Annotated in this window: 17 protein-coding genes; 1 reads left to right on the top strand and 16 read right to left on the bottom strand. The window is 66.3% G+C overall.

Going from position 1 to position 21,447, the window contains the following annotated elements:
* Nucleotides 1–29 precede the first annotated feature (29 nt).
* The 15 genes from fadD32 to DAT37_RS01720 form a co-directional block, all read right to left on the bottom strand.
* A complete protein-coding gene (gene fadD32, locus DAT37_RS01650; protein ID WP_109522847.1) occupies nucleotides 30–1,943 on the bottom strand; it encodes a long-chain-fatty-acid--AMP ligase FadD32 in 1,914 nt (637 codons plus the stop codon).
* A gap of 194 nt (nucleotides 1,944–2,137) precedes the next feature.
* The gene (locus DAT37_RS01655) at nucleotides 2,138–3,169 is read right to left on the bottom strand and encodes an LLM class F420-dependent oxidoreductase (RefSeq protein ID WP_109522848.1); all 1,032 of its coding nucleotides are present in this window, start codon (nucleotides 3,167–3,169) and stop codon (nucleotides 2,138–2,140) included.
* Between the two features lie 211 nt (nucleotides 3,170–3,380).
* A complete protein-coding gene (locus tag DAT37_RS01660) occupies nucleotides 3,381–4,313 on the bottom strand; it encodes a cutinase family protein (protein ID WP_232839484.1) in 933 nt (310 codons plus the stop codon).
* 47 nt (nucleotides 4,314–4,360) lie between these two features.
* Nucleotides 4,361–4,909: a DUF732 domain-containing protein gene (locus DAT37_RS46005; RefSeq protein WP_109522849.1), complete on the bottom strand. Its 549-nt coding sequence runs from the start codon at nucleotides 4,907–4,909 to the stop codon at nucleotides 4,361–4,363.
* 112 nt (nucleotides 4,910–5,021) lie between these two features.
* Nucleotides 5,022–6,893, bottom strand: coding sequence for an alpha/beta hydrolase-fold protein (locus DAT37_RS01670; protein WP_109522850.1), 1,872 nt, complete (start codon nucleotides 6,891–6,893; stop codon nucleotides 5,022–5,024).
* Nucleotides 6,894–7,167: 274 nt separating this feature from the next.
* Complete coding sequence (locus DAT37_RS01675; RefSeq protein WP_109522851.1) at nucleotides 7,168–8,205, bottom strand: alpha/beta hydrolase; 1,038 nt, start codon at nucleotides 8,203–8,205, stop codon at nucleotides 7,168–7,170.
* A gap of 357 nt (nucleotides 8,206–8,562) precedes the next feature.
* Entirely contained in the window at nucleotides 8,563–9,537 is a 975-nt protein-coding gene (locus tag DAT37_RS01680; protein WP_109523217.1) for an alpha/beta hydrolase, read from the bottom strand.
* A 282-nt stretch (nucleotides 9,538–9,819) separates the two neighbouring features.
* A complete protein-coding gene (locus DAT37_RS01685; RefSeq protein ID WP_109522852.1) occupies nucleotides 9,820–10,875 on the bottom strand; it encodes an alpha/beta hydrolase in 1,056 nt (351 codons plus the stop codon).
* 296 nt (nucleotides 10,876–11,171) lie between these two features.
* Entirely contained in the window at nucleotides 11,172–12,254 is a 1,083-nt protein-coding gene (locus DAT37_RS01690; protein WP_269814727.1) for an alpha/beta hydrolase, read from the bottom strand.
* A gap of 255 nt (nucleotides 12,255–12,509) precedes the next feature.
* A complete protein-coding gene (gene zomB / locus DAT37_RS01695; protein WP_109523218.1) occupies nucleotides 12,510–14,444 on the bottom strand; it encodes a flagellar motor control protein ZomB in 1,935 nt (644 codons plus the stop codon).
* A gap of 7 nt (nucleotides 14,445–14,451) precedes the next feature.
* Nucleotides 14,452–15,384, bottom strand: coding sequence for a decaprenyl-phosphate phosphoribosyltransferase (locus tag DAT37_RS01700; protein WP_109522854.1), 933 nt, complete (start codon nucleotides 15,382–15,384; stop codon nucleotides 14,452–14,454).
* A gap of 13 nt (nucleotides 15,385–15,397) precedes the next feature.
* A complete protein-coding gene (locus tag DAT37_RS01705) occupies nucleotides 15,398–15,904 on the bottom strand; it encodes a phosphatase PAP2 family protein (RefSeq protein ID WP_109523219.1) in 507 nt (168 codons plus the stop codon).
* Nucleotides 15,905–16,023: 119 nt separating this feature from the next.
* Entirely contained in the window at nucleotides 16,024–17,961 is a 1,938-nt protein-coding gene (locus DAT37_RS01710; protein ID WP_109522855.1) for a glycosyltransferase, read from the bottom strand.
* Between the two features lie 64 nt (nucleotides 17,962–18,025).
* On the bottom strand, nucleotides 18,026–19,252 hold the full coding sequence (gene glf, locus DAT37_RS01715) for a UDP-galactopyranose mutase (protein WP_109522856.1): 1,227 nt from the start codon (nucleotides 19,250–19,252) through the stop codon (nucleotides 18,026–18,028).
* A gap of 192 nt (nucleotides 19,253–19,444) precedes the next feature.
* Nucleotides 19,445–20,167: an SDR family NAD(P)-dependent oxidoreductase gene (locus DAT37_RS01720; protein ID WP_109522857.1), complete on the bottom strand. Its 723-nt coding sequence runs from the start codon at nucleotides 20,165–20,167 to the stop codon at nucleotides 19,445–19,447.
* 100 nt (nucleotides 20,168–20,267) lie between these two features.
* Between DAT37_RS01720 and DAT37_RS01725 the strand changes: the two genes are divergently transcribed.
* A complete protein-coding gene (locus DAT37_RS01725) occupies nucleotides 20,268–20,894 on the top strand; it encodes a TetR/AcrR family transcriptional regulator (RefSeq protein WP_109522858.1) in 627 nt (208 codons plus the stop codon).
* Here DAT37_RS01725 and DAT37_RS01730 read toward each other — a convergent pair.
* Nucleotides 20,883–21,422, bottom strand: coding sequence for a hypothetical protein (locus tag DAT37_RS01730; RefSeq protein ID WP_109522859.1), 540 nt, complete (start codon nucleotides 21,420–21,422; stop codon nucleotides 20,883–20,885). The genes DAT37_RS01725 and DAT37_RS01730 overlap by 12 nt on opposite strands.
* Nucleotides 21,423–21,447: the final 25 nt, after the last annotated feature.

The raw sequence follows: 21,447 nt of genomic DNA on the forward strand, positions 1-21,447 counted from the left end.
TCGAGCGATATGGAGCAATCGCGAGTCGGCTACTCTTCCGGTGCATCGGGGAAAGCCTGCTGGGTGTAACCACCCCGCAGCGTTCCCTCCAGATACGCGGTCTTGCACGCGCGCCGCGCGATCTTGCCGCTGGAGGTACGCGGGATCGAACCCGCGGGCACCAGCAGCACATCGCGCACCGTCACACCGTGCCGCAGCGATACCGCCGCGCGGACCGCGTCGGCGATCGGAAGCGGATCGGCCTTACCCGCGCCAGGTCCGCGCTCACCCACGATGACCAACTGCTCGGAAGCGTCGTCGGCGTCGAATTTCAGGCCGGAATGGCTGCCCTGTTCGAAAACCTCGACCGGCAGCTGATTCGCCGGCACCGAGAACGCCGCGACGAAACCGGGCCGAAGCGCGCTGTTCGCCTCCTGCGCGGAAAATTCCAGATCCTGCGGGTAGTGGTTGCGGCCGTCGACGATCACCAGATCCTTCACCCGGCCGGTGATGTAGAGCTCGCCCTCGAAATACACGCCGTAGTCGCCGGTGCGCATCCAGTTGGCGTCGGGTTCGGTGCCCTCGGCGTGGCTGCCCTCGGCGACCCGCTGGCTGACCTTGTTACGGAAGGTCTTGGTGGTCTCTTCCTCACGACCCCAGTACCCGATGCCCATGTTGTTGCCGTGCAGCCAGATCTCACCGACCCGGCCGTCGGGCAGTTCGTGCCCGCCGTCGGCTTCCACCGTCTCCGGATCCACGATCACGGCCCACTGCGACAGCGCGACGTAACCGCAGGACACCTGCGCGATCGAATTCTCGGCAGCCTGGTCGACCTTCACCATCCGACCGGCGTTGAGTTCCTTGCGATCGACGTAGACGACCTTGGCCTCGTCCTCGGCCTTGGTCGCGGAGACGAACAGTGTCGCCTCGGCCATGCCGTAGCAGGGTTTGATCGCGGTCTTGGGCAGACCGAAGGGCGCGAACGCCTCGTTGAATTTCTTCATCGAGGAGGTGGTGACCGGTTCGCTGCCGTTGATCAGGCCGATGACGTTGGACAGATCCAGCGTCTCGCCGTTCTTGGGCAGACCGCGTGCCGCGGCGTGCTCGAAGGCGAAGTTCGGCGCCGCGGCGAAGGTGCCCGCGCCGTCGGAGACCGCGGCGAGTTCCTTGATCCAGCGGTAGGGCCGCCGGACGAAGGCGCTCGGCGACATGATGGTGATGTACTTGCCGCCCACCGCGGGCAGGATCACCGTGAGCAGACCCATGTCGTGGAACAGGGGCAGCCAGGTCACACCGCGCGAACTCCAGTCGAGGTTGAGCGCCTCGACCATCTGCAGCAGGTTGGTGCCGACCGCGCGGTGGGTGATCTCCACGCCCGCGGGCACCCGGGTCGAACCCGAGGTGTACTGCAGGTAGGCGATGTCGTCCATCTTGATGGCCGGGCGGGCCCAGGTCTCGGCGACACTGTCCGGGATGGCGTCCACGGCGATGATGCGCGGACGCTGTGCGGCGGGCAGGGCGCGGAAGAACTGGCGAACACCCGCCGCCGACGTGCTCGCGGTGAGGATCGCCGACGGCGTGCAGTCACCGAGGACGGCGTGCAGCCGATCGGTGTGCCCCGGCTCGTCCGGATCGAAGAGCGGCACCGAGATGCAGCCCGCGTAGATCGCGGCGAAGAAGGAGATCACGTAGTCCAAGCCCTGCGGGGCCAGGATCGCGACCCGGTCGCCTCGCTTGGTCACCTGCTGGAGACGACCGGCCACCGCGCGCAACCGAACACCGAACTCCTGCCACGTCAGCTCCAGCACCTCACCGTCGCGTTCCCGCGAATAGTCGATGTAGCGATACGCCAGCGTGTTCGCGTCGTTCCTGGTGTGCTTCTCGACGTGATCAACCAGGGTGTGATCCTCGGGAATAACGATGTTCCCGGTTTCGTCCAGGTAGTCGTCGAAAGTCTCGTCCATTCCTTCTTCTCCTCCGAGGCACACGCAGCAATACGGCGTGATCGCCGCTGTCACCTGTGAGGCCCCGACTCGCTTTCGCCCGCGGGTGCTCTAAATGTAGGGAGAGCCAACCTGCAGATTTTCGTGCGGTCTGCGCGGTGACCGCTATCGGCTAGATGTACTCAAACCAGAGTTATGTTACAGAGAACAGCGGCTCACTCATCTCGCAGCATGGGGATAACCGGCGCGAACGCGTCCATCTGGGTGGGGAACACCCCGACATACGACATCGAGGTGAGTTGACGCACACGTCGGAGCTGCTCGGCGATCTCCTCGAACGACCCGATCGCCACATACGGCGACGACAGGATCTCCTCGACGGAGAGTTTCACGTCGACCTCGAGATCGGGGTGCAGACCGCGTTCGAGCGCCGACAGCGCCATCTCGGCGGTCTTCTCGCGATCGTCGGTGACGACGATGGCGGTGATCGCCCAGTTCAGTTCGATATCGGCGAAACGATCCCCCGCCGCTTCCTTGATCAGCTCGATCTTCTCGATCGTCTTCTCCAGGGTGATGCCGGAGAGCAGGCCTTTGCCGTTCTTGGTGGTGACGGGAACGACCGAGATGATGTCGGCGTGCTTGGCCGCGAGTCGCAGCATCTTCGGACCACCGCCGCCGGTGCAGATCGGCGGGCGGGGACCCTGACGCGGTCGCGGCGTGCCCTTGATTCCGTGCACTTGGTAGTACTTGCCGTCGAAATTGCATTCCTGGCCGCGCAGCAGCACATCGAGGATGGTCAGCGCCTCGTCCAGTTTCGCCAGCCGGATGCCGGGCGAATCGTAGGTCAGTCCGGCGGCCTGGTACTCGTCCTGCTTCCAGCCCGCGCCGAGACCCACCTCGAGGCGTCCCTTGGACAGCACGTCGATGGTGGCCAGATCCTTCGCGAGCACCACCGGATGGCGGAAGCCGTTGGCGAGCACCGACGTGCCGAGGCGGATGCGCTCGGTGGCCTGGGTCAGCGCGCCGAGCGCGGCGATCGGGCCGATCTGGTCACCGAGGTGATCGGGGACGACGAAGGTGTCGAACCCGTACTCCTCGGCCTGCTGCGCGGTCTGGATGAACTTGCGGGCCCCACCCTCCTGCTTATTCCCCTCGCCCGCGGCCGCGAAGCGGAAAGGACGCAGCGGAACCCCCTGCGCGGTCGACCCGGCGACGGCCGAGTCGACCGGTGCGGCGGCTTGTGTCATGAACTCGTGCTCCTGGCTGTCGGTGTGCGTTCCTCGATCACCGAGGGGGTGATCGCCGCTGAACCACCACGACGCCCGGTGCGCCGCGGGTGAAAACGGCTACCGGCATCGCGATCATCAGCGCACTTTACAACGTGCAGACGAACCACAGTACGGTTGTCGAGGCAGCCGATGGGTTCCCACCGACGGCCGGTGTCGGGCTTGTGCAACGTCACGAATGCGCCGGATGCGGCGCCTTCTCGATCAGGTCGGCGGCCCAGACAGTCGTCCACTCGGTGGCGGTCGTGCCCTTCTCGTCGACGACGAAGCCCTTGTAGAGCGCGTGCACCGGATTACCCGCGGCACGCACCAACGTGAGCACACTGCTGACGAAATTGATCGGATTCAACGCTTGTCGTGGCGAGTCACAGATCAGGTCGGTCGGCGCGCAGATGGTGTAGGTGCGATCGGCGACCTTGCCGAAACCACCCTCGCGCGGGCCCGTCATGGTGATGCCGGGCACCCGGACGCCGGTCAGGGCGATCTCCGCGCCGACGCCCGGCGGCGGGGTGCCGATCTGGGTGGCCTCGCCGGATCCGGTGTCCCCGGTGCGCCTGCCGTCGGCGATCAGCGTGACACCGAGGACCAGATCGGCCGAAACCGGACCCTTGCCCGCGCCGATCAGGTTGGCGACATCGCCCGCGATGACCGCGCCCTGGGAGAACCCCGCGAGCACATAGGTGGTCAGCGGGCACTGCTCGGTGCGCTGGGCCATGAAATCGACCATCCGCTGCGCGCCCTCGGCCCTGCTGTTGTTGTAGGACTGCTGCCCGTCCGGCGGTATGGCGACCGGATTCGAGAACTGCGCGACATACGGCACGGTGTAGACGTCGACCCGCTCGGACGGGAACTGCTGCCGAATCGGGTTGGAGACGTTGAGCATCAGCGACGCCGGATTGGCCGTCGGATTGTAGGGATCATCGCCGCTGCTGGACTCCCAGGTGCCGGGCACCGAGATCATCTGCACGTCGGGACACCACGCGGGCTGCGAGGTCGGCGGCTCCGGCGGTTTCGGCGGTTTCGGCGCGCGACCGCAGCCCGCCAGCATGTACCAGGCCAGCACCGCGATCGCGATGATCAGCGCGACGCCGCCGAGGAACGTCAGACAACCCGCAGGCCGGAACCTGCGGGTGGCGGGGCCGCGACGCGCGTTCACTGGCAGTACGTCTGCTCAGCGGTGTCGATGTAGATCTTGCCCGCCGTCTCGACCGGCATCTTCGAGGGATCGAACGACGGATCGGATCCGGCCATCGCCGTGACGAAGGTCGACAGATCGGCTTCGGAGGCGCCCGCGGCGACGCCCTGGCAGACGTAGGTGGCGATGCTCAGCGCGATATCGGGGCTGGCCGGGGCGATGCCCTGGGACTTCAGGGAGTCGAGGAATTTGCGATCCTTGTCGCTGAGACCCGACGTGTCCTGGGGCACCTCGTTGGTCGGCACCGGTTGCGGACGCTCGGGAGCCGCGGTCGCGGTCTCCGGCGCGGGGGCCGCGGTTTCGGGCGCGGGCGCTGGGGTCTGCGGCTGGGCGCTCTCCCCCGGAGCCGAGGATGTCGCGGCGCTCGACGCGGCGGCCGAGGTGCTGGACGCCGTCAGCGTCGGCGTGCTGGACGCGGTCGAGTCGTTATCGCCACACGCGGCGAGCAGGCCGGTGGCGGCGATCGCGAGGGCGACGCCGACTACCTTTCCACGGGTCCGATGCATGAATTCGTATCCTCGATCTGTTCACAGGGGGACGCGGTCGCCCCCAGGGTAGCGTTGTCCGATTCGCGGCGCCCTCGGCGCTACGTCTGCGATGTGAACAGAGCGGCGCGAACTACAGGCCGTTGACTTCCGGCCTGCCGTCGCGCACGGTGACGAATCCGGCCTGGAAGTTCTGCTGGATGCCACCGGGGATCTGGAACTCATCACTGATGGGATAACCCAATTTCCCGTTCTCGTAACCGGCGGCTTTCCACGCCTCCATCACCGGACCCGATCGCACCGGCCAGGCGCCCGACAGCGGGCTCCAGTAGATATTGCCGCCTTCGAATCGAGCGTAGACACCGAAATCCTTCAGCGGCGCTTCCTCTGCCACCGGGAAACCGAGCGCGCTGTTCTCGTAGCCGAGTTCGGCGTACTTGCCGAGGATCAGGCCCTGAACGCGGTGCACTCCGGTGCGAGGGCTGTAGTAGAAGGGCCCGCCCTCGAACGCCTGGACGACGCCGTCCTTGCGCGGCGTCGGCACCTCCGGGGCGGAGGGATAGCCCGCGGGGCCGCGTTCGAACCCCTGCCTGCCCCACTCCGACAGAATCGCGCCGCGCACCACCTGGGCGCCGGTCTGCGGTGTCCAGTACAGCGAGCCGTACTGGAACGGCTGGAATCGACCGCGGCCGTCGGGGAGTCCGGATTCGCCGCCGGTCGGCAGACCGAGCGCGCCCTCGGGGCCCTGTGCCGCCTGGTAGCCGCCGCCGATCAGGCCGCCCACCGGATACGCGCCGGTCGCCGGGGCGTAGAAGACGCGACCGTGCAGGAAGTCCTGCGCGAGACCGCCTTCGACCGGGTACTCGCCGGTGAGACACTCACCGAGCCACCCGTTGTCCACCAGCGTCGCGGCGATCGCGCCGCCCGCGGCGCAGGTCGGTTTACCCGGCTCGACGCCCAATGCCGCCGCGGCGGTCGGCCAGGACTGGCGCATCTCGAAATCCCAGTACGGCCACGTGTGGGTGCCGGACTGCCGGTAGTTGATCTGGGCCGGAATGGACAGTTTCGCCAGTTTCGTGACGAAGTTCTGCGAGGTCAGCCTGGACAGGATCTCCAGACCCATCCCGGCGTAGTTCGTGCTGACCCCGGGGATATCCGCCGCTTGGTCGTAGGTGCCGACCGTGCCGCTGCCGCTCGAGATGTAGAGGCTGATGCCCTTCAGTTTGTCGGCCAGCGCGTACGGATCGTGGCCTTCCCATTCCGGGCTGGTCGGCGGACCCCACATGGAGGCCGAATCGAATCCGCCCGCGTCGCGCATGGCGAACTGGATGGCCTGCGGCATGCCGAGGGTGGTCGTGGTGAGGAAACCGGAGTAGGAGGCGGCGTAGCGGACGAATTCGGGGTTGCGGCCCGCGAGGAACATCGCGGCGGTCCCACCCATCGACAGGCCCTCCATACCCCGCACCTCGGTGGCCCGCCATTGACTCTCGAGCAGCGGCGGGAGTTCCTTGGTCAGGAAGGTCTCCCACATGTAGTTCTTGCCGTTGTTCGGCTGCAACCAGTCGGAATAGAAACTGGACTGGCCGCCGACCGGCAGCACCACGGTGACGTTCTTGTCGGCGTAGAAATCCTGCGCGCCCGCCTCTTTGGTCCAACCGCTCTCGTCGTCGGTGGCGCGCAGACCGTCGAGCATGAACAGGACCGGGAACCTGGCATCGGGGCGGCTGTTCCAATCCCTGGCGAGCAGCAACTGCACCTGGACCGGGGTCGCCATCGACGGCGAGTACACCCACAGCGCCACCCGGCGGTCACCCAGCCACACCACCTTCTGCACCGACGCCTCGGCCGGCGCGGTCGCCGGTTGCGCGAGGGCGGGCGCGGTGTGGGTGACCGACGCCGCGAACGGGAGCACCAGCGCGGTGGCGACAAGCGCCAGCCCACGACGGGCGGCGCGTCCGCCGCGTCGACGCCCTGTCCCTGCGCTGCCACACCTCTTCCCGGCCATCAGTGCTTTGTACCCCGGTGGGCGGCGGGTTCCGGTGACGACGCGCGGATGTCGAGCTAATCCTGTTCCAGCCGTTATGCAGCGTCTTCACGTGCTGTAACACCCGATTTGCCGGATAGGAGCGAATCGATTCCCGACATACAGCATCTATTCCGCTATCCGGACGGTCACGGCGACGATCGTCGTCGTGACATCTCGCCCCGGGCCTCGAACGCGAAACGGCGCCACCATCCTCGTGAACGAGGAGGTGACGCCGTTTCGGTGTCGCGTATGGTCACCAGCCGCCGGTGGCGTCCAGGATTCCCTTGCGAGCGTTGAAGAGCTGGCCTTCCCAGTACTTCCACGAGTGCGTACCCGAGGCCGGGAAGTCGAAGAACGCCGGGATACCGAGCGAGCTCAGGCGAACCTGGAACGCGCGGGTATTGACCAGCGAGAGGGCTTCCAGCGCCATCGCGTTACCGGTATTGAACGCACCGACCGCCGAGGCCGGACGATCGAACTGCCCCGGCAGACCGCTGGCCGCCGAGATGTACATCGGCAGCCCCTTCAGCTGCGGCGCGAAGACGAACGGGTCCATGCGCAGCCACGCGGGGCTCCACGGCGCCGCCATCGAGTCGACGTTGAAGCGACCCGCGTCGAGCATCGCGATGCGGATGGCCTCGCGCATACCCGGCGCCGAGATGTTCAGGTAGCCCGAGAACGACGAGGCGTGCTTGAACTGATCGCGGTGGTACGCGGCCAGCGCCAGCGCGGCACTGCCGCCCATGGACAGACCGGCGACGGCGTTGTTGGTCTTCGAGACGCCGTAATTCGCCAGGAAGTTGGGGAGCTCCCGGGTGAGGAAGGTCTCCCACTTGTAGGTGGTCTTCTGACCGTTGGTGTTGCTCGGGGAGACCCAGTCGGTGTAGAAGCTCGACTGGCCACCGACCGGCATCACCAGGGTGATGTTGTCGTTGCCGAACTGCTGCTGCGCGTTCGTCTCGAACGACCAGGCGTTCTTGTCGTCGCGAGCACGCAGGCCGTCGAGCAGGTACAGCGCGGCGCTACCACCGCGAGCTGCCCACTGGACCTGGACCTTGACCGGCCCCATGGCCGAGGGGACCATGAGTTCTTCTTGGCCACCCGCCGGCGCGCGCAGCACCGGTGCGGCGATGGGAGCGGCATTCGCGGCGGTCGGGGCCGCCACTCCCGCGGCGATCGGTAGCGCCAACGCAGCGGCACCGACAGCCAGAATTCGATTACGCCAACCGCGAGGTTCGCCTCGCCTGCCCGGCTCGACTATCTTCGGCGCGGCGGCCCTGCCGAAACGCATGAATGCTGCTCTCTTTCTGCTGTTGTGGCATCGCCCAGCACCCGCGAGGGCGCGGGCAACACCTCGTGCTGCCAACGGACACACGCCATATCGGAGCCGGACCCCGACAGCCGGCACCTATGGCAGCGCTACAACGATCTGGTCACACTTGCGCTCGCAGGAGGATATTCGACGCCAGATTCCTAGGCAAGGCCGAGGCCCGCCGAGGAGTCTGGATTGGCCGAAATCCGCCCGAACACAATCTGTGATGGTCCGGTGACACTACCGCGTTCATCCAGTGATGTCGTCCCGGATGACGTGATTCGTTACTCGGCCCAGGTGGGCAGTAGAAAACAGCGGCCGAGTGGACGGAAAACATCAACCCAGGTGCGCGCTCAAATCGGGAAGCATCTTGTAAACCTGGTCTTCCCAGTAGCGCCAGCCGTGTACGCCGACCGGCGTGTAGTCGAATACCGCGTTCAGGCCGCCGATACTGTCGACCCTGGCCTGGAAGGCGCGCGTGTTGGCGAGCGCGACCGTCTCCAGCGCCATCGAATTACCCAGGTGGAAGACGTCCATCGGGGCCTTGATCACATCGCGCGGACCGTTGACGCCGTTGCCGGTCGCGATCCACAGACGAGTTCCGTTCTGCCGCAACAGTGGCGCGAACATGAACGGATCGTTGCGCAGCCAGCGCGGATCCCAGGGCGGACCCCACATCGCGTCGATATTGAACCCGCCCGCGTCGAGCAGCGCCAGCCGCAGTCCCTCGCGCATACCGGGGGCGGAGATATTCAGATATCCCGAATACGAACCCGCGTACCGGAATTGCTCGGGGTGATAGGCGGCCAGCGCGAGTGCGGCGCTACCGCCCATCGACAGCCCGAATACGCCGTTGCCATTGGGGTTGAGCCCGAGCCGGTCGCGCAGTGCCCAGCGCAAGTCCTGTGTCAGGAACGTTTCCCAGGCATATGTGGTCCGTTGACCATTGGTATTACTCGGCGCAACCCAGTCGGAATAGAAGCTGGATTGCCCGCCGACCGGCATGACGACATTGATGTTCCAATCGGTCAGCACCCGCGAAACCTCGGTGTCGATCTCCCAGCCGCTGAGGTCATTTCGGGCGCGCAGGCCGTCGAGCGCGTAGACCACGCGCCTGGTGTTGCCGTCGGCGGCCCGGAAGACGCGCGACTTGATCGGTCCCATACTCGAATCGACCCAGAAATCCATACCGGCGGGATTCATCCGCGCTCCCGCTGTCGCTTCGAGACCGACCGCGGCGACGCCGAACGGTAGTGCGAGAGCGAGGACGAGCCCCGCGGCCGCACGTCTGAGGGCAACTCTTCCGCACATCATGCGAGAACGCATCGATTCGGACCTTTCGCCGCGCGGTCACCGTTGACCGCAACCATCCTGCACAGGCAATGCCGATAGTGACGCCGGTCATCGCGATCGGCGTCACTGCACTTCTATAGGCAGATATTCGGAGCAGAGCCGGGAAAACGCCCCGCGATGCGGGATCGTGATCGAAACCAGGAATTTGCCATGGCTACACCCAACGGCCGCAGCGGAATATCGGTCGCACAGGGACGGGGCTGCCCGGCGACTTCTGGGACAACCACGTCGCGGCGGGTGCTATCCGATATTGGCCGAGAGGTCCGGGATCATCCGATAGGCCTCGGCTTGCCAGTTGGTCCAGTTGTGGATGCCGAACGCCGGATAGTCGTATATGGCATTGCCGCCACCCAATGTCGCCATCCTGAGCTCGAACGAGCGGGTGTTCGCGAGGGCGAGGGCTTCCAGCCCCATGCCGTTGAGCGTGTCGAAACTCGGCCCGTCCGTCGCGGTGGGCAGTCCGCTCGCGGCGGCCACCCACAATCGGGTGCCGTTGCGCACCAGGTTGGGCGCGAAGACGAACGGATCCATCCGCAGCCACTGCGGACCCCACGGCGGCGCCATCGAATCCACGTTGTAACCGCCCGCGTCGAGCATCGCGATACGGATGGCCTCGCGCATACCGGGCGCCGAGATATTCAGGTAGCCGGAGTAGGAACCGGCGAAACTGAATTGCTGGGGGTAGTAGGCCGCCAATGTCAGCGCGGCGCTTCCGCCCATCGAGAGGCCGAATACCCCGTTGCGAATCGAGCTGAAGCCGAGCCGGTCGCGCAGTGCCTCGCGCAGGTCGCCGGTGAGGAAGGATTCCCACTGGTACCGGTAGCTCTTGCCCGGACCCGCCGCGAACGCGTTGAGCGCGCCGGAACCGGAGACCGAGGAACCCGATCCGGGCGGGACGCCGAAGAAGGAACTCGGCGCGTTCCAGTCGGCGTAGAAACTGGACATCCCGCCGACGGGCATGACGACATTGATATTCCAGCTCGCCAGAACCGCGGGAACGTTGGTCTCGATCTCCCACCCGTTCAGTGTTTCCGGCGCGCGCTGGCCGTCCAGCACGTAGACCACCCGGTTGGTGTTGCCGTCCGCGGCGCGCAGGATCCTGGATTTGATCGGCCCCATCGCCGAATCGACCCAGAAGTCGAAAGCCGCGGGATCGAAGGCCGCGGACGCGGGCGGGCCGTCGCCGACCGCGGTGACGCCGAGCGGAATCAGCACGGCCAGCGCCACTCCCGACGCCATGCGCCCGAACCATGCCCTCGAGATTCCGGGCGTACGTTTCCAGCGGACATTTCGCATCGACTCGACCTTTCATCCGGACGGCCGACAGCGAACGGAAAGCTATTCCGCCGGCCCCTCATCGGGCACCGAATCCGGCCATCCGCAGCGAAACGGACGAATCCGACCTCGGTGCATCACTTTCCCTGTCTCGATCAGCGAACGATCGCCTTCATGTTGCTGGAAAGTAATTCAAGTCACAAGTAGCGAAGCCTCGCCGCAGCGCATTCGTTGTCGATCGATGTCGCAGACATGCCACCGACGCGAAGAGGCCACCCGACGCGGTGCGTCGGGTGGCCCCTTTCGATCGGATCGGATCAGCCGATATTGGCGGACAGGTCCGGAATCATCCGGTAGACCTCGGACGCCCAGTTGTTCCAGTTGTGGATACCGACCGGCGGGAAGCTGTAGGTCACGTTGTTCGCGCCCAGGCTCGCCATGCGGATCTGGAACGCCCGGGTATTGGCCATGGCGAGCACCTCGAGCGGGGTGCCCTGCACGATGCCGAGCGGATCGGTCGCGTCACCACCGGCCGGAATACCGCTGCCCGCGGCTACCCACAAACGAGTGTTGTTGGCCTTGAGCTGCGGGGCGAAGACGAACGGATCCATCCGCAGCCACTGCGGACCCCACGGCGGCGCCATCGCGTCGATGTTGTAGCCGCCCGCGCTGATCATCGCGACGCGCAGCGCCTCGCGCATACCGGGCGCGGAGATGTTCAGGTAGCCGGAGTAGGAACCGGCGAAGGTGAACTGGTCCGGGTGGTAGGCCGCCAGTGTCAGCGCCGCGCTTCCGCCCATCGACAGTCCGAACACGCCGTTGCGCACCGAACTGAAGCCGAGCCGATCACGCAACGCGTTGCGCAGATTCTGAGTGAGGAAGGTCTCCCACTTGTAGGTGTTCGTCTTGCCGAGGGTTTCCTGCCAGCCCGACGATCCGGTCAGCGCGGATCCCGAGGACGAACCCGACGGGCCCGACCCGGTCGGGATGCCGAAGAAATTGCTCGGCGCGTTCCAGTCCGCGTAGAAGCTGGACGGTCCGCCGACCGGCATGACGACGTTGATATTCCATTTGGTCAGTTCACGGGCGACCTCGGTGTCGTTCTCCCACCCGTTCAGATCGCCTCGGGCACGCATACCGTCCAGCGCGTACACCACGCGTCCGGTATTGCCGTCGGCCGCGCGGAAGATCCGCGACTTGATCGGCCCCATGCTCGAATCCACCCAGAAGTCGAAGGCATCGGGGTTGAACGCCGCCGAAGCGGTTCCAACCCCACCTGCCACCGACGCCCCGAGCGGCAGCACGATCGCCATCGACAACAGCATCGTCCGCTTGAGCCAGCCCGCACTTCGAGCCTTCAGACGACCATCCTGCGCCCTACGCCCGATAACGCCTCGCATCTAGTTCGCTCCTTCATTCGGCCGGATTTCGGCCGCGTTCGACGGTGACTCCGCCGGATGTTTGCTCAGAAATTACCGACGCCCCGGCGGGCATACCCCGACCGAGACTAACCTGCCATCGATGCAGGCGCGTTATCAAACCGAGATGAAGCGGCGTACGCCACTTTTGTGGAGCATAGCCAACGAGGCCACTGGGCTCATAGTGCTCGCTGAGCATTTGTGATGCCTGTGTGAATCGTCGGCCCGACACTGGGATCAGCGCGGGGGGTCGGGAACGGGATTCACGAGATCACAGCGTTGGATCTCGTACTTCGGCACCCGATCGATTCGGTACTGCGCGAAATGCAGCGCGTTCTTGAGGTTATGGCGGAACCGCTCGAAGGTCAGCGGATCACGGTAGGAGATCATCAGCGCCTGGGTGTCCGGGCAGGTGAGCGCGGTTCTGGCCTGGATGACCCAGTCCTCGTCGAGATACCAGGGCATCCACGGCTTCCTGTCGACCATGCCCGTCTCGACGACGACCCAGTCCGGGTACAGGTTCTTGTCGTGCCCGATCCGGCCGTCCTCCAGCCGCTCGGTATGCGCGGCGAGCGGATAGGCCAGGCCCATCTGATCGATGACCCGCACGTGCAGCGGGACATTCATGCTGGTCATGCCCAGATTCAGGAAGTAGACGGTATGCCCGGCGCCGCCCTCGGGGATCGGCTGCGGCGGCGGCGCGATGTACCAGAAGGTGTAGGCGGGCGAATTCAGCAGCAGACCGCCGTCGGGGGTGGCGGCGATATTGTCGACCATCGCGCGGATGCGCGGGTAGTCGAGGTAGTCCTCGGCCCGGATCGGATGGTCGTGCCCGGTGTTGAGCACGTAGTAGACGCGCTCGTCGACGATGCCGGAGGCGCTGATCTTGGTGCCGGTCTTGATCGCGGTGGTGTTCGCCGCGAAAAGCGCCCAGCCGACGGTCGCCAGCCAGCCGATCGCGAGCACGGCGAAGGTCACATCGACGCGGCGCGGACCGCGTTCGGGCATCCGCAGCGGCAGGACGGCGACCGGGAGCAGGAAGAGGAACAGCTGCGGCAGCAGCATCCGGCCGTGCATGAAATCGCCGCCGACGCGCAGGGCGTAGATCGTCAGGATCACGGCACTCGCCAGCACCAGCGTGACGACGGCGCCCGGCGAACGCAGCCATCGGCGCGCCCACTGGATCGAACGGCGCGGCGCGGTGTCCGCGGTGTTCTCGGACGTCGCGCGCGAGCGAGCGGCGGCGATTCCGGCCACCAGCAGCACGAGCAGCGGCACGAGCAGGTAGTAGGGACCGACCAGATCCCACAGGTAGGTCAGCCCCTGACCCCATTTGGCCCCGCCCGCGTCCTTGGCGACGGCGGTGTTCGGGTAGGGCAGGCCGTAGTAGCCCATCCGCCAGATCTGGTATCCCAGCGGCACCAGACCGGCGGCAGCGACGATGAGCGCGCGCAACACGGTCGGGCCGTACCGGAATTCCGGCATCGGGGCGAGGAAGATCATCAGCAGGGCGAACGCGCCGACCAGGGTCATCTCCGGCCGGATCAGCGGTGCCAGACCGGCCAGGAACACCAGGCCGAACATGCCGCCGACGCGGACTCGATCGGCTTGGGCCCAGCGCATCAGCTGCCACCACAGCAGGCCGAGCCAGCAGATGACCAGACCGCTCTCCAGCCCCGAGGTGACGTAGTCCCGCGCGGGCGGCACGGCGATGTAGGCGAACGCGCCCGCGGGCAGCAGCAGTGCCGACCCGGTGCCGCCCCACAGGCGCGCCGAGCCGAGCATGGCGAAGACGACGGCGGCGAGCGACAACGTCAACGCGATGGCGAGCACCACGTATTCGAGCCTGAGCTCGGTCAGCCAGCTGAAGAACCAGACGATGTAGGTCCACGCCGTGCTGGTGTTGGTCTCGACCCGCTCGCCCTCGTTGAAGACCGGGCCGTTGCCCGCCATCAGATTGCGGACGGTGCGCAGCACGATCAGGCCGTCGTCGGCGATCCAGCGCCGCTGCCAGCCGCCGATCGCGAAGAGCGCGACGGTGAGCACGATCCCACCGACGAAGGTGGCGCGGGATAGCAGGGCGAAACGCGACGCCTGCGACGGACCAGCCGCCTGCTCGATGGCAGGCGGCTGCTCCGCGTCGTCGTTCGTTCGCTCCACTCCCTCTACCAGCGTTTCGTCAGGTGAGATAGACAGCGACACCTACCGCTCCGATCCAGGCGATTGCGAGGAACTGGAGGACGCGATCCCCCAGCGCGATCTCTTCGGGTTCACCGGCCTCGCCGCCATCGACGTCGACCGCGTAACGCAGGATTGCGATGGTAAACGGAATCATCGAGATTGCGTACCAGTTCGTGTCGTTCGCCTCGCCCTGTTCGAACGCCCACAGGCCGTAGAACACCACGACGGCCGTCGCCGCGAGGATCCACACGAAACGCAGGTAACTGGGTGTGTAGTACTCGAGCGACTTGCGGATCTTGGCGCCGGTGCCGATGGCGATCTGGAGTTCGGCGAAACGTTTGCCCGCCGCCATGAACAGCGAGCCGAACGCCATGATGAGCAGGAACCACTGCGACAGGTCGATACCCGCCGCCGCGCCGCCGGCCACCGCGCGCAGCAGGAAGCCCGACGACACGATGCAGATGTCGAGGACCGGCTGGTGCTTGAGTCCGAAGCAGTACGCCAGCTGGATGCCGATGTAGACCGCCATCACCACGGCCAGCTGCCAGGACGCGACGAACGACAGCGCGAGCGAGGCGACGAGCACCGCGATCGACAGCGCGTACGCCAGGTTGATCGGCACCACGCCCGCGGCGATGGGACGGAAACGCTTGGTCGGGTGAGCCCGGTCGGCCTCCACGTCCAGCGCGTCGTTGACCAGGTAGATACCCGAAGCCGCCATGCAGAACACCACGAACGCGATCGCGACGTTCCACAGCACCGACGCGTCGCTGAGCACATCGGGACCGGCCGCGAGGGGTGCGGCCAGTACCAGGACGTTCTTGACCCACTGACGGGGCCGAACGGCCTTGATCAGCCCGCCCGCCAACGTCTTGGGCGGGCCCTTCACCACGGACTCGGCCAGGTCGGCGCCGGTCGGCTCTTCACTCATGTCAACCAAGGCCTTATCTTGTGCGGTCACTATCTAGTCTTCTTTCGGCGGCTAGCACGACAGCGGCGGACGCGGCACCCAACGCGGATCCGGCGAGCACGTCGGAGGGATAGTGCACGCCGAGCACGACCCGCGAAAGCAACATCGGTGGTACGAGCACCGCAGGCAAGGGTAGCCCGGTCAGCTTTCCGAGCAACACCGCCGCTGCCGTGGTGGAGGTGGCGTGGGAGGACGGGAAGCTCAGTTTGCTCGGCGTCGAGACGTTGACCTGCACCGACGGATCGTTGGGACGGGGACGACGGACGACTCGTTTGATCACGATCGAGGCGGCGTGCGCGCCGACAGCGCCCACGGCGACCCCGGCCCACTGTCTGCGCCGCGGCTTGTCGACGAGCCAGCCCACCGCGGCGATGCCGATCCAGCCGAGCGCGTGCTCACCGAAATGCGACATACCGCGCGCGGCGCGCACCACCTCCGGCTTGGCGCCGAGCGTGGCCTGCACCGCGTTGATGATCTTCACCTCGGGCGGCTGTTTCTTCGCGTTCGCGGGCTCGGCGACGTGCGGTCCGTGCCCGTTGGTGCTGTATCGCGGCTGATCCACCGCCGCGGCGTCGTCCGCGGAGGCGTTGGGTCCGAGACTCACCGCTGCTCGCTCCCCGCGCCGTCGATGCCGAACGCCCGCTCCCAGGCCGCCGTGCTGGTCAGCTCGGGATGGGCCGCGCGGTAGCGCTGCTGCATCTCGGGGAACCGCGCGGCGAGTTCCTTGCGCAACCGCATGGCCTCCTTGAACAGGCCGACGGCCTGGCGCGGGTCACGCTTGCGGTAGACGACACCGCGGCCGTCCGCGGTGGTAACGGTCACGCCGTCGACCTGGGAGAGCAGGTACCAGCGCGCGTCGAGCGTCGGGACGTTCAGCTGCGGCGTCTGGTGGTGCCGTTCGTTCGCGGGTTTGGCGTTGTGCAGCACGCCCTTGAGCAGTCGCACCACCTTGGCGACCGGATTCACCGGTTCGCCGACGGCGCCGACCTCGAGGTGGCTGGCCAACGGCAGTTCGGTCGACGACGGCAGCACCACCGCGTCCGGGAACTGCTTGCGCATCTCGTGCACCGCGCCGAGAGCGCTCGGCAGCAGCTGGAACAGGCGTTCGGGTCCGGCGAGGAAATCCTTGATCGCCAGATTCTGGATGGCGACCGTCGAATACTCGAGGCAGAGCAGATGTTTGAGCGTCGCCTTGATGGTGTTCACCACCAGACCGCGGCCGTTGCCCGGCATGTGCAGCGAGCCGACGACGAGGCGGTTGCGCAGGTGGAAATACGCCTGCCAGTCGATGGCGTCGTCCTTGTCGCTCCACGCCATGTGCCAGACCGCGGCACCGGGCAGCGTCACCGTCGAATATCCGTGGTCGCGAGCCCGCAGACCGTATTCGACGTCGTCCCATTTGAGGAACAGCGGCAGCGGCTGACCGATCTCCTCGGCCACCTGACGCGGGATCACACAGGTCCACCAGCCGTTGAAATCGACGTCGATGCGCCGATGCAGCAGTTTGGAGTTGTCGCGATCCTTGAGCGGGTACTTCGAGAAATCGTGGTCGTACTCGACGTTGGGCGCCGAGGTCCACATGAAGATGCCGCGGTCGACGACCTCGCCCATGGAATGCAGATGCGAGCGTTCCTGGAGGTTGAGCATCTGCCCGCCGACCAGTATCGGCGATTTCGCGAACCGGGCGAAGGCGAGCGCGCGCAGGATCGAATCGGGTTCGATCTCGATATCGTCGTCCATGTAGACGATGTACTGGGCGTCGGTGGTTTTCAGCGCCTCGTACATGACCCGGCTGTAGCCGCCCGATCCGCCGAGGTTGGGCTGATTCCTGATCGCGAGGCGGTCGCCGAGCACCGCGGCGGCCTCGGTGAAGCCCGGCTCGTCGACGACCTTGCGATTGCCCTGGTCGGCGACGATGACGGCGGCGATCTTCTCCAGCACCAGCGGATCGGAGCCGAGCGCCGCGAGGGTTTTCACCAGGTCGGTCGGCCGGTTGAACGTCGGCATGCCGACCGCGATGGTGCCCTCGCCGGGCGCCTCGACCGGGGAGTACCAGCCGCCGTGCAGCAACGTGACCGCCGTGTCGGTGGTGATGTCGAACCAGATCCAGCCGCCGTCCTCGAACGGGCCGAGATCGGTCTCGAATTCGACGGTCACCGAATCCGAACCCGAGCTGACCGCGAATTCCCGGCCTTGCACGTGGATTCGCGAACCGTCGGTCTTGGAGCGGTACACGTCGACCCGGCCGTGTCCGGCCAGTTCCAGCCGCAGCACCACCGAATTCAGGATGCTCCAGCGCCGCCAGTAGCTGGCGGGCAACGCGTTGAAATAGGTGCTGAACGAGACTTCGGACTCCGCGCCGATGGACAACTCGGTCCTGGTGCCCGCGTGCGCGCGCCGGGCGTTGGTCGACGACTCCTCCAGGTAGAGGGTCCGCACGTCCAGCGGTTCACCCGGCCGAGGCAGGATGATCCGCTGGAGCAGCGACTTGGCACGGGTCTCGATGGTCGTCTCTTCCACTATGGATGGGGAGGTCATTCGTTGCTTTCGTCATCTGTGCGGGTGACCCGCACTCGGTCGGCTGCGAGGAGCCGGGCGGTGTCTAGGTTTCCTGGTCGACCAGGGGCGCGTCGGATTCCAGATGCGGTCGCAGCACATTGTCGAACATGCTCAACGCGGAACCGATGGCCATATGCATATCGAGATACTGGTAGGTGCCGAGCCTGCCGCCGAAAAGCACCTTGGCCGAAGCGGTTTCCTGCTTCGCGCGCTCCCGGTAGGCGAGCAGTTTGGCGCGGTCCTCCGGCGTGTTGATCGGGTAGTACGGTTCGTCCCCGGTCTGCGCGAAACGGGAGAATTCGCGCATGATCACCGTTTTGTCCTGCGGGTAGTCCCGCTCGGGATGGAAATGGCGCGGTTCGATGATGCGGGTGTAGGGCACGTCGGCATCGTTGTAATTCATCACCGAAGTGCCCTGGAAATCACCGGTTTCGAGTACTTCGGTCTCGAAATCGATGGTGCGCCAGCCCAGCTCGCCCTCGGCGTAGTCGAAATAGCGATCCAGCGGGCCGGTGTAGACGACGGGGGCGTCCGGGCTTTCGGCGCGCACCTGTTCGCGCACGTCGAACCAGTCGACATTCAGCCTGACCTCGATGAGTTCGGAGGCCGCCATGTTCTCCAGCCACTTCGTGTACCCCTGCGTGGGCAGACCCTCGTAGGTGTCGTTGAAGTAGCGGTTGTCGAAGGTGTACCGGACCGGAAGCCGGGTGATATTGCCCGCGGGCAGTTCCTTGGGATCGGTCTGCCACTGCTTGGCGGTGTAATCGCGGACGAACGCCTCGTAGAGGGGGCGGCCGATCAGCGAGATCGCCTTCTCCTCGAGATTCTGCGCGTCCTTGGTGTCGATTTCGGCGGATTGTTCGGCGATCAGCGCGCGCGCCTCGTCCGGGGTGAAATAGCGGCCGAAGAACTGCGAGACCAGGCCGAGGCCCATCGGGAACTGATACGACTGGCCCTTGTGCATGGCGAAAACGCGATGCTGGTAGCCGGTGAACTCGGTGAACTGCGTGACGTAGTCCCAGACCCGCTTGTTCGAGGTGTGGAACAGATGGGCACCGTATTTGTGCACTTCGATTCCGGTCCGGGGTTCCGGCTCCGAATAGGCGTTGCCGCCGAGGTGGTAGCGGCGGTCCAGCACGAGCACGCGTTTGCCGAGTAGGTTGGCGGCGCGTTCGGCGATGGTGAGCCCGAAGAAGCCCGAGCCGACGATGATCAGATCGAACGGTGCGGTGGAGTCGAGGGAGGTACCCGGAGACGATGCGGCGGTCACGGTGGCCCAGCGTATCGGAAGACCGCGCCGCACCCGGGGGGAGTTCCGTACCCGGCGACGCGGTAGCTCCCTTATCCGAAACCGCCCGGCCGGGAGCGAGCCCGCCGACCGGGTGTGGAAGCGGGCGCGGCCACCGGCCGATATCCGCGGTCCACCTCGATTTCGCCGAGAATTCGCGCGGGGTGGGATGGATCAGTTCGTGAAGCCGACGTCGAGTTCCACATTGTCGCGTTCGGTATACAGCCGCCAGTAGTGATCACCCAATTCGTCGTTGCCGATGCGGGTGATCTCGAGACCGGGCGGGATGAGTTCCGGATGCGCGTCGACGGCGACCTGGGCCAGGCTGCCCTGGATCAGCGCGCCGATATTGAGCAGACCCGCGTAGACGCCGGTGCCGCGCAGTTCGGCGTCGAGCTGGCGGACATATTGGCGCTGCGCGGCCAGGATCACGCCGACATTCGCGAGATAGGGCTGAAGATGGCTTTCCGAGAGCCCGGAGGAGAACAGCAGCGCGCCCTCCCCGCGTTCGATCATGGCCGGGGCGAGCGCCCTGGTCATCCAGATCGGCGAGTAGAGCTTGAGTTCGAGCGGCGCTCGCAGCGCCTCGGCGTCGACGATCAGGGTCGAGGCCGACCGGATCGACATATCCGCCGCCGCACCGTGCAGGGCGACGTCGATCTGCCCGAATCGGGCGGTGACCTCCTCGACCGCCCGGCCGAGTTCGGTCTCCACGCTCAGATCCGCGGTGAACGCGTCGGCGCCGATCCCTTCCCGCTCCAGGGTCGCCACGTGGGCGCGCGCGCGATCCGCGTCCCGTCCGATCACCGCGACGCGGAAACCCTCGCGGCCGAATCTGCGTGCGGTTCCGAGTCCCAGTCCCGGGCCGAAACCGAAGATCGCGATCGTCTTCGACATTTCTCTACCTCACTAAGTTGAGCCATAGTTCAAGTTAACTCCGACGGTAACCCAACTTGAACCCATGCTCAAGTTATTTGGGCGTTTGTAGGATCGGTGGATGTCCGAGGAGAAACCGCTGCGCGTCGACGCCCGCCGCAATCGCGACGCGCTGGTGGCGGCGGCGCGCGAAGTCTTCCTCGAACGCGGTCTCGACGCACCACTCAAGGAGATCGCCGCGCGCGCGGGCGTCGCCATCGGCACGCTGTACAACCGGTTCCCCACCCGCGACGAACTCATCGCCGCCGCCGTCGAGGACCGCATCGAAGCGGGCGGGCGCGTCGCCGAAGCGGCACTCGCGATCGCCGACCCCTGGGATTCGTTCGTCTACCTGGTGGAGAACGTCTGCGAACTCCAGGCACGCGACCGGCTCATCGGCGAACTCGCCCTTCGCGCCGCGCCCAGCCAGGCCATCGCCCGCGCCCAGGAATACGGGCACGGCCTGATGCGCGAGATCGTCGACCGCGCGCAACGGGCGGGCGTGCTGCGCCCCGACTGGGTACTCGAGGACATCGCCTTCATCTCCTGGGCGCATATCCGCATCGTGGAGGCCACCGCCGATATCGCACCCGAGGTCTGGCGCCGCCACCTCGCCCTGGTCCTCGACGGCCTGCGCGCACCCGCCGCGCACCCACTGCCCGTCGCACCGCTCACCGAGGACGAGCTGATGCGGGCACTACGCGGCTGAACGCGACGCGGCCCTGTCGGACGGGTACCTCGGCGTCGCCGCGAGCGCGGTGAGCACCGGCGGGGCGAGCGCGGCCAGGGCGGCGATCGGCTCGGCGTCGAGTAGTGCCGTGACCGCGCCGACGATGCCGGTGAGCGCGAACAGGGATTCGGCGACAGGGCCGGTTCCGGCGAACCACTCGACGCCGTATTCGAACGAGTAGTCCACCAGCGCGAGGGCGAGGCCGACGACGCCGATGGCCGCCCACACCCAGCAGGTGACGATCACCGTGAAACGGCCGGTCTCGTCGTGACGGAAGATCAGGATCGCGCCGTAGGTCAGCATCGCCGCGGTCAGCAGGCCCCCGAGCAGGGTGATGTAGGCGAGCGAATTGTCGAAATCGCCCGGGTCGTGCAGGAAATCGAGTCCGAGCCGCCCGACCCCGATCAGATTCAGCACCGCGCCGAGCAGCGCGAGCGTCCCCGCCAGGGTCGCGATCGCACCGATGGACCTGGCCGCGTGCGCCGCCCCCGGGTTCTCGTACAACATCGCGAAACCTCCACCTACGCGGGCA

Source organism: Nocardia aurea (genome assembly GCF_003123685.1).
GTDB classification, from domain to species: Bacteria; Actinomycetota; Actinomycetes; order Mycobacteriales; family Mycobacteriaceae; genus Nocardia; species Nocardia aurea.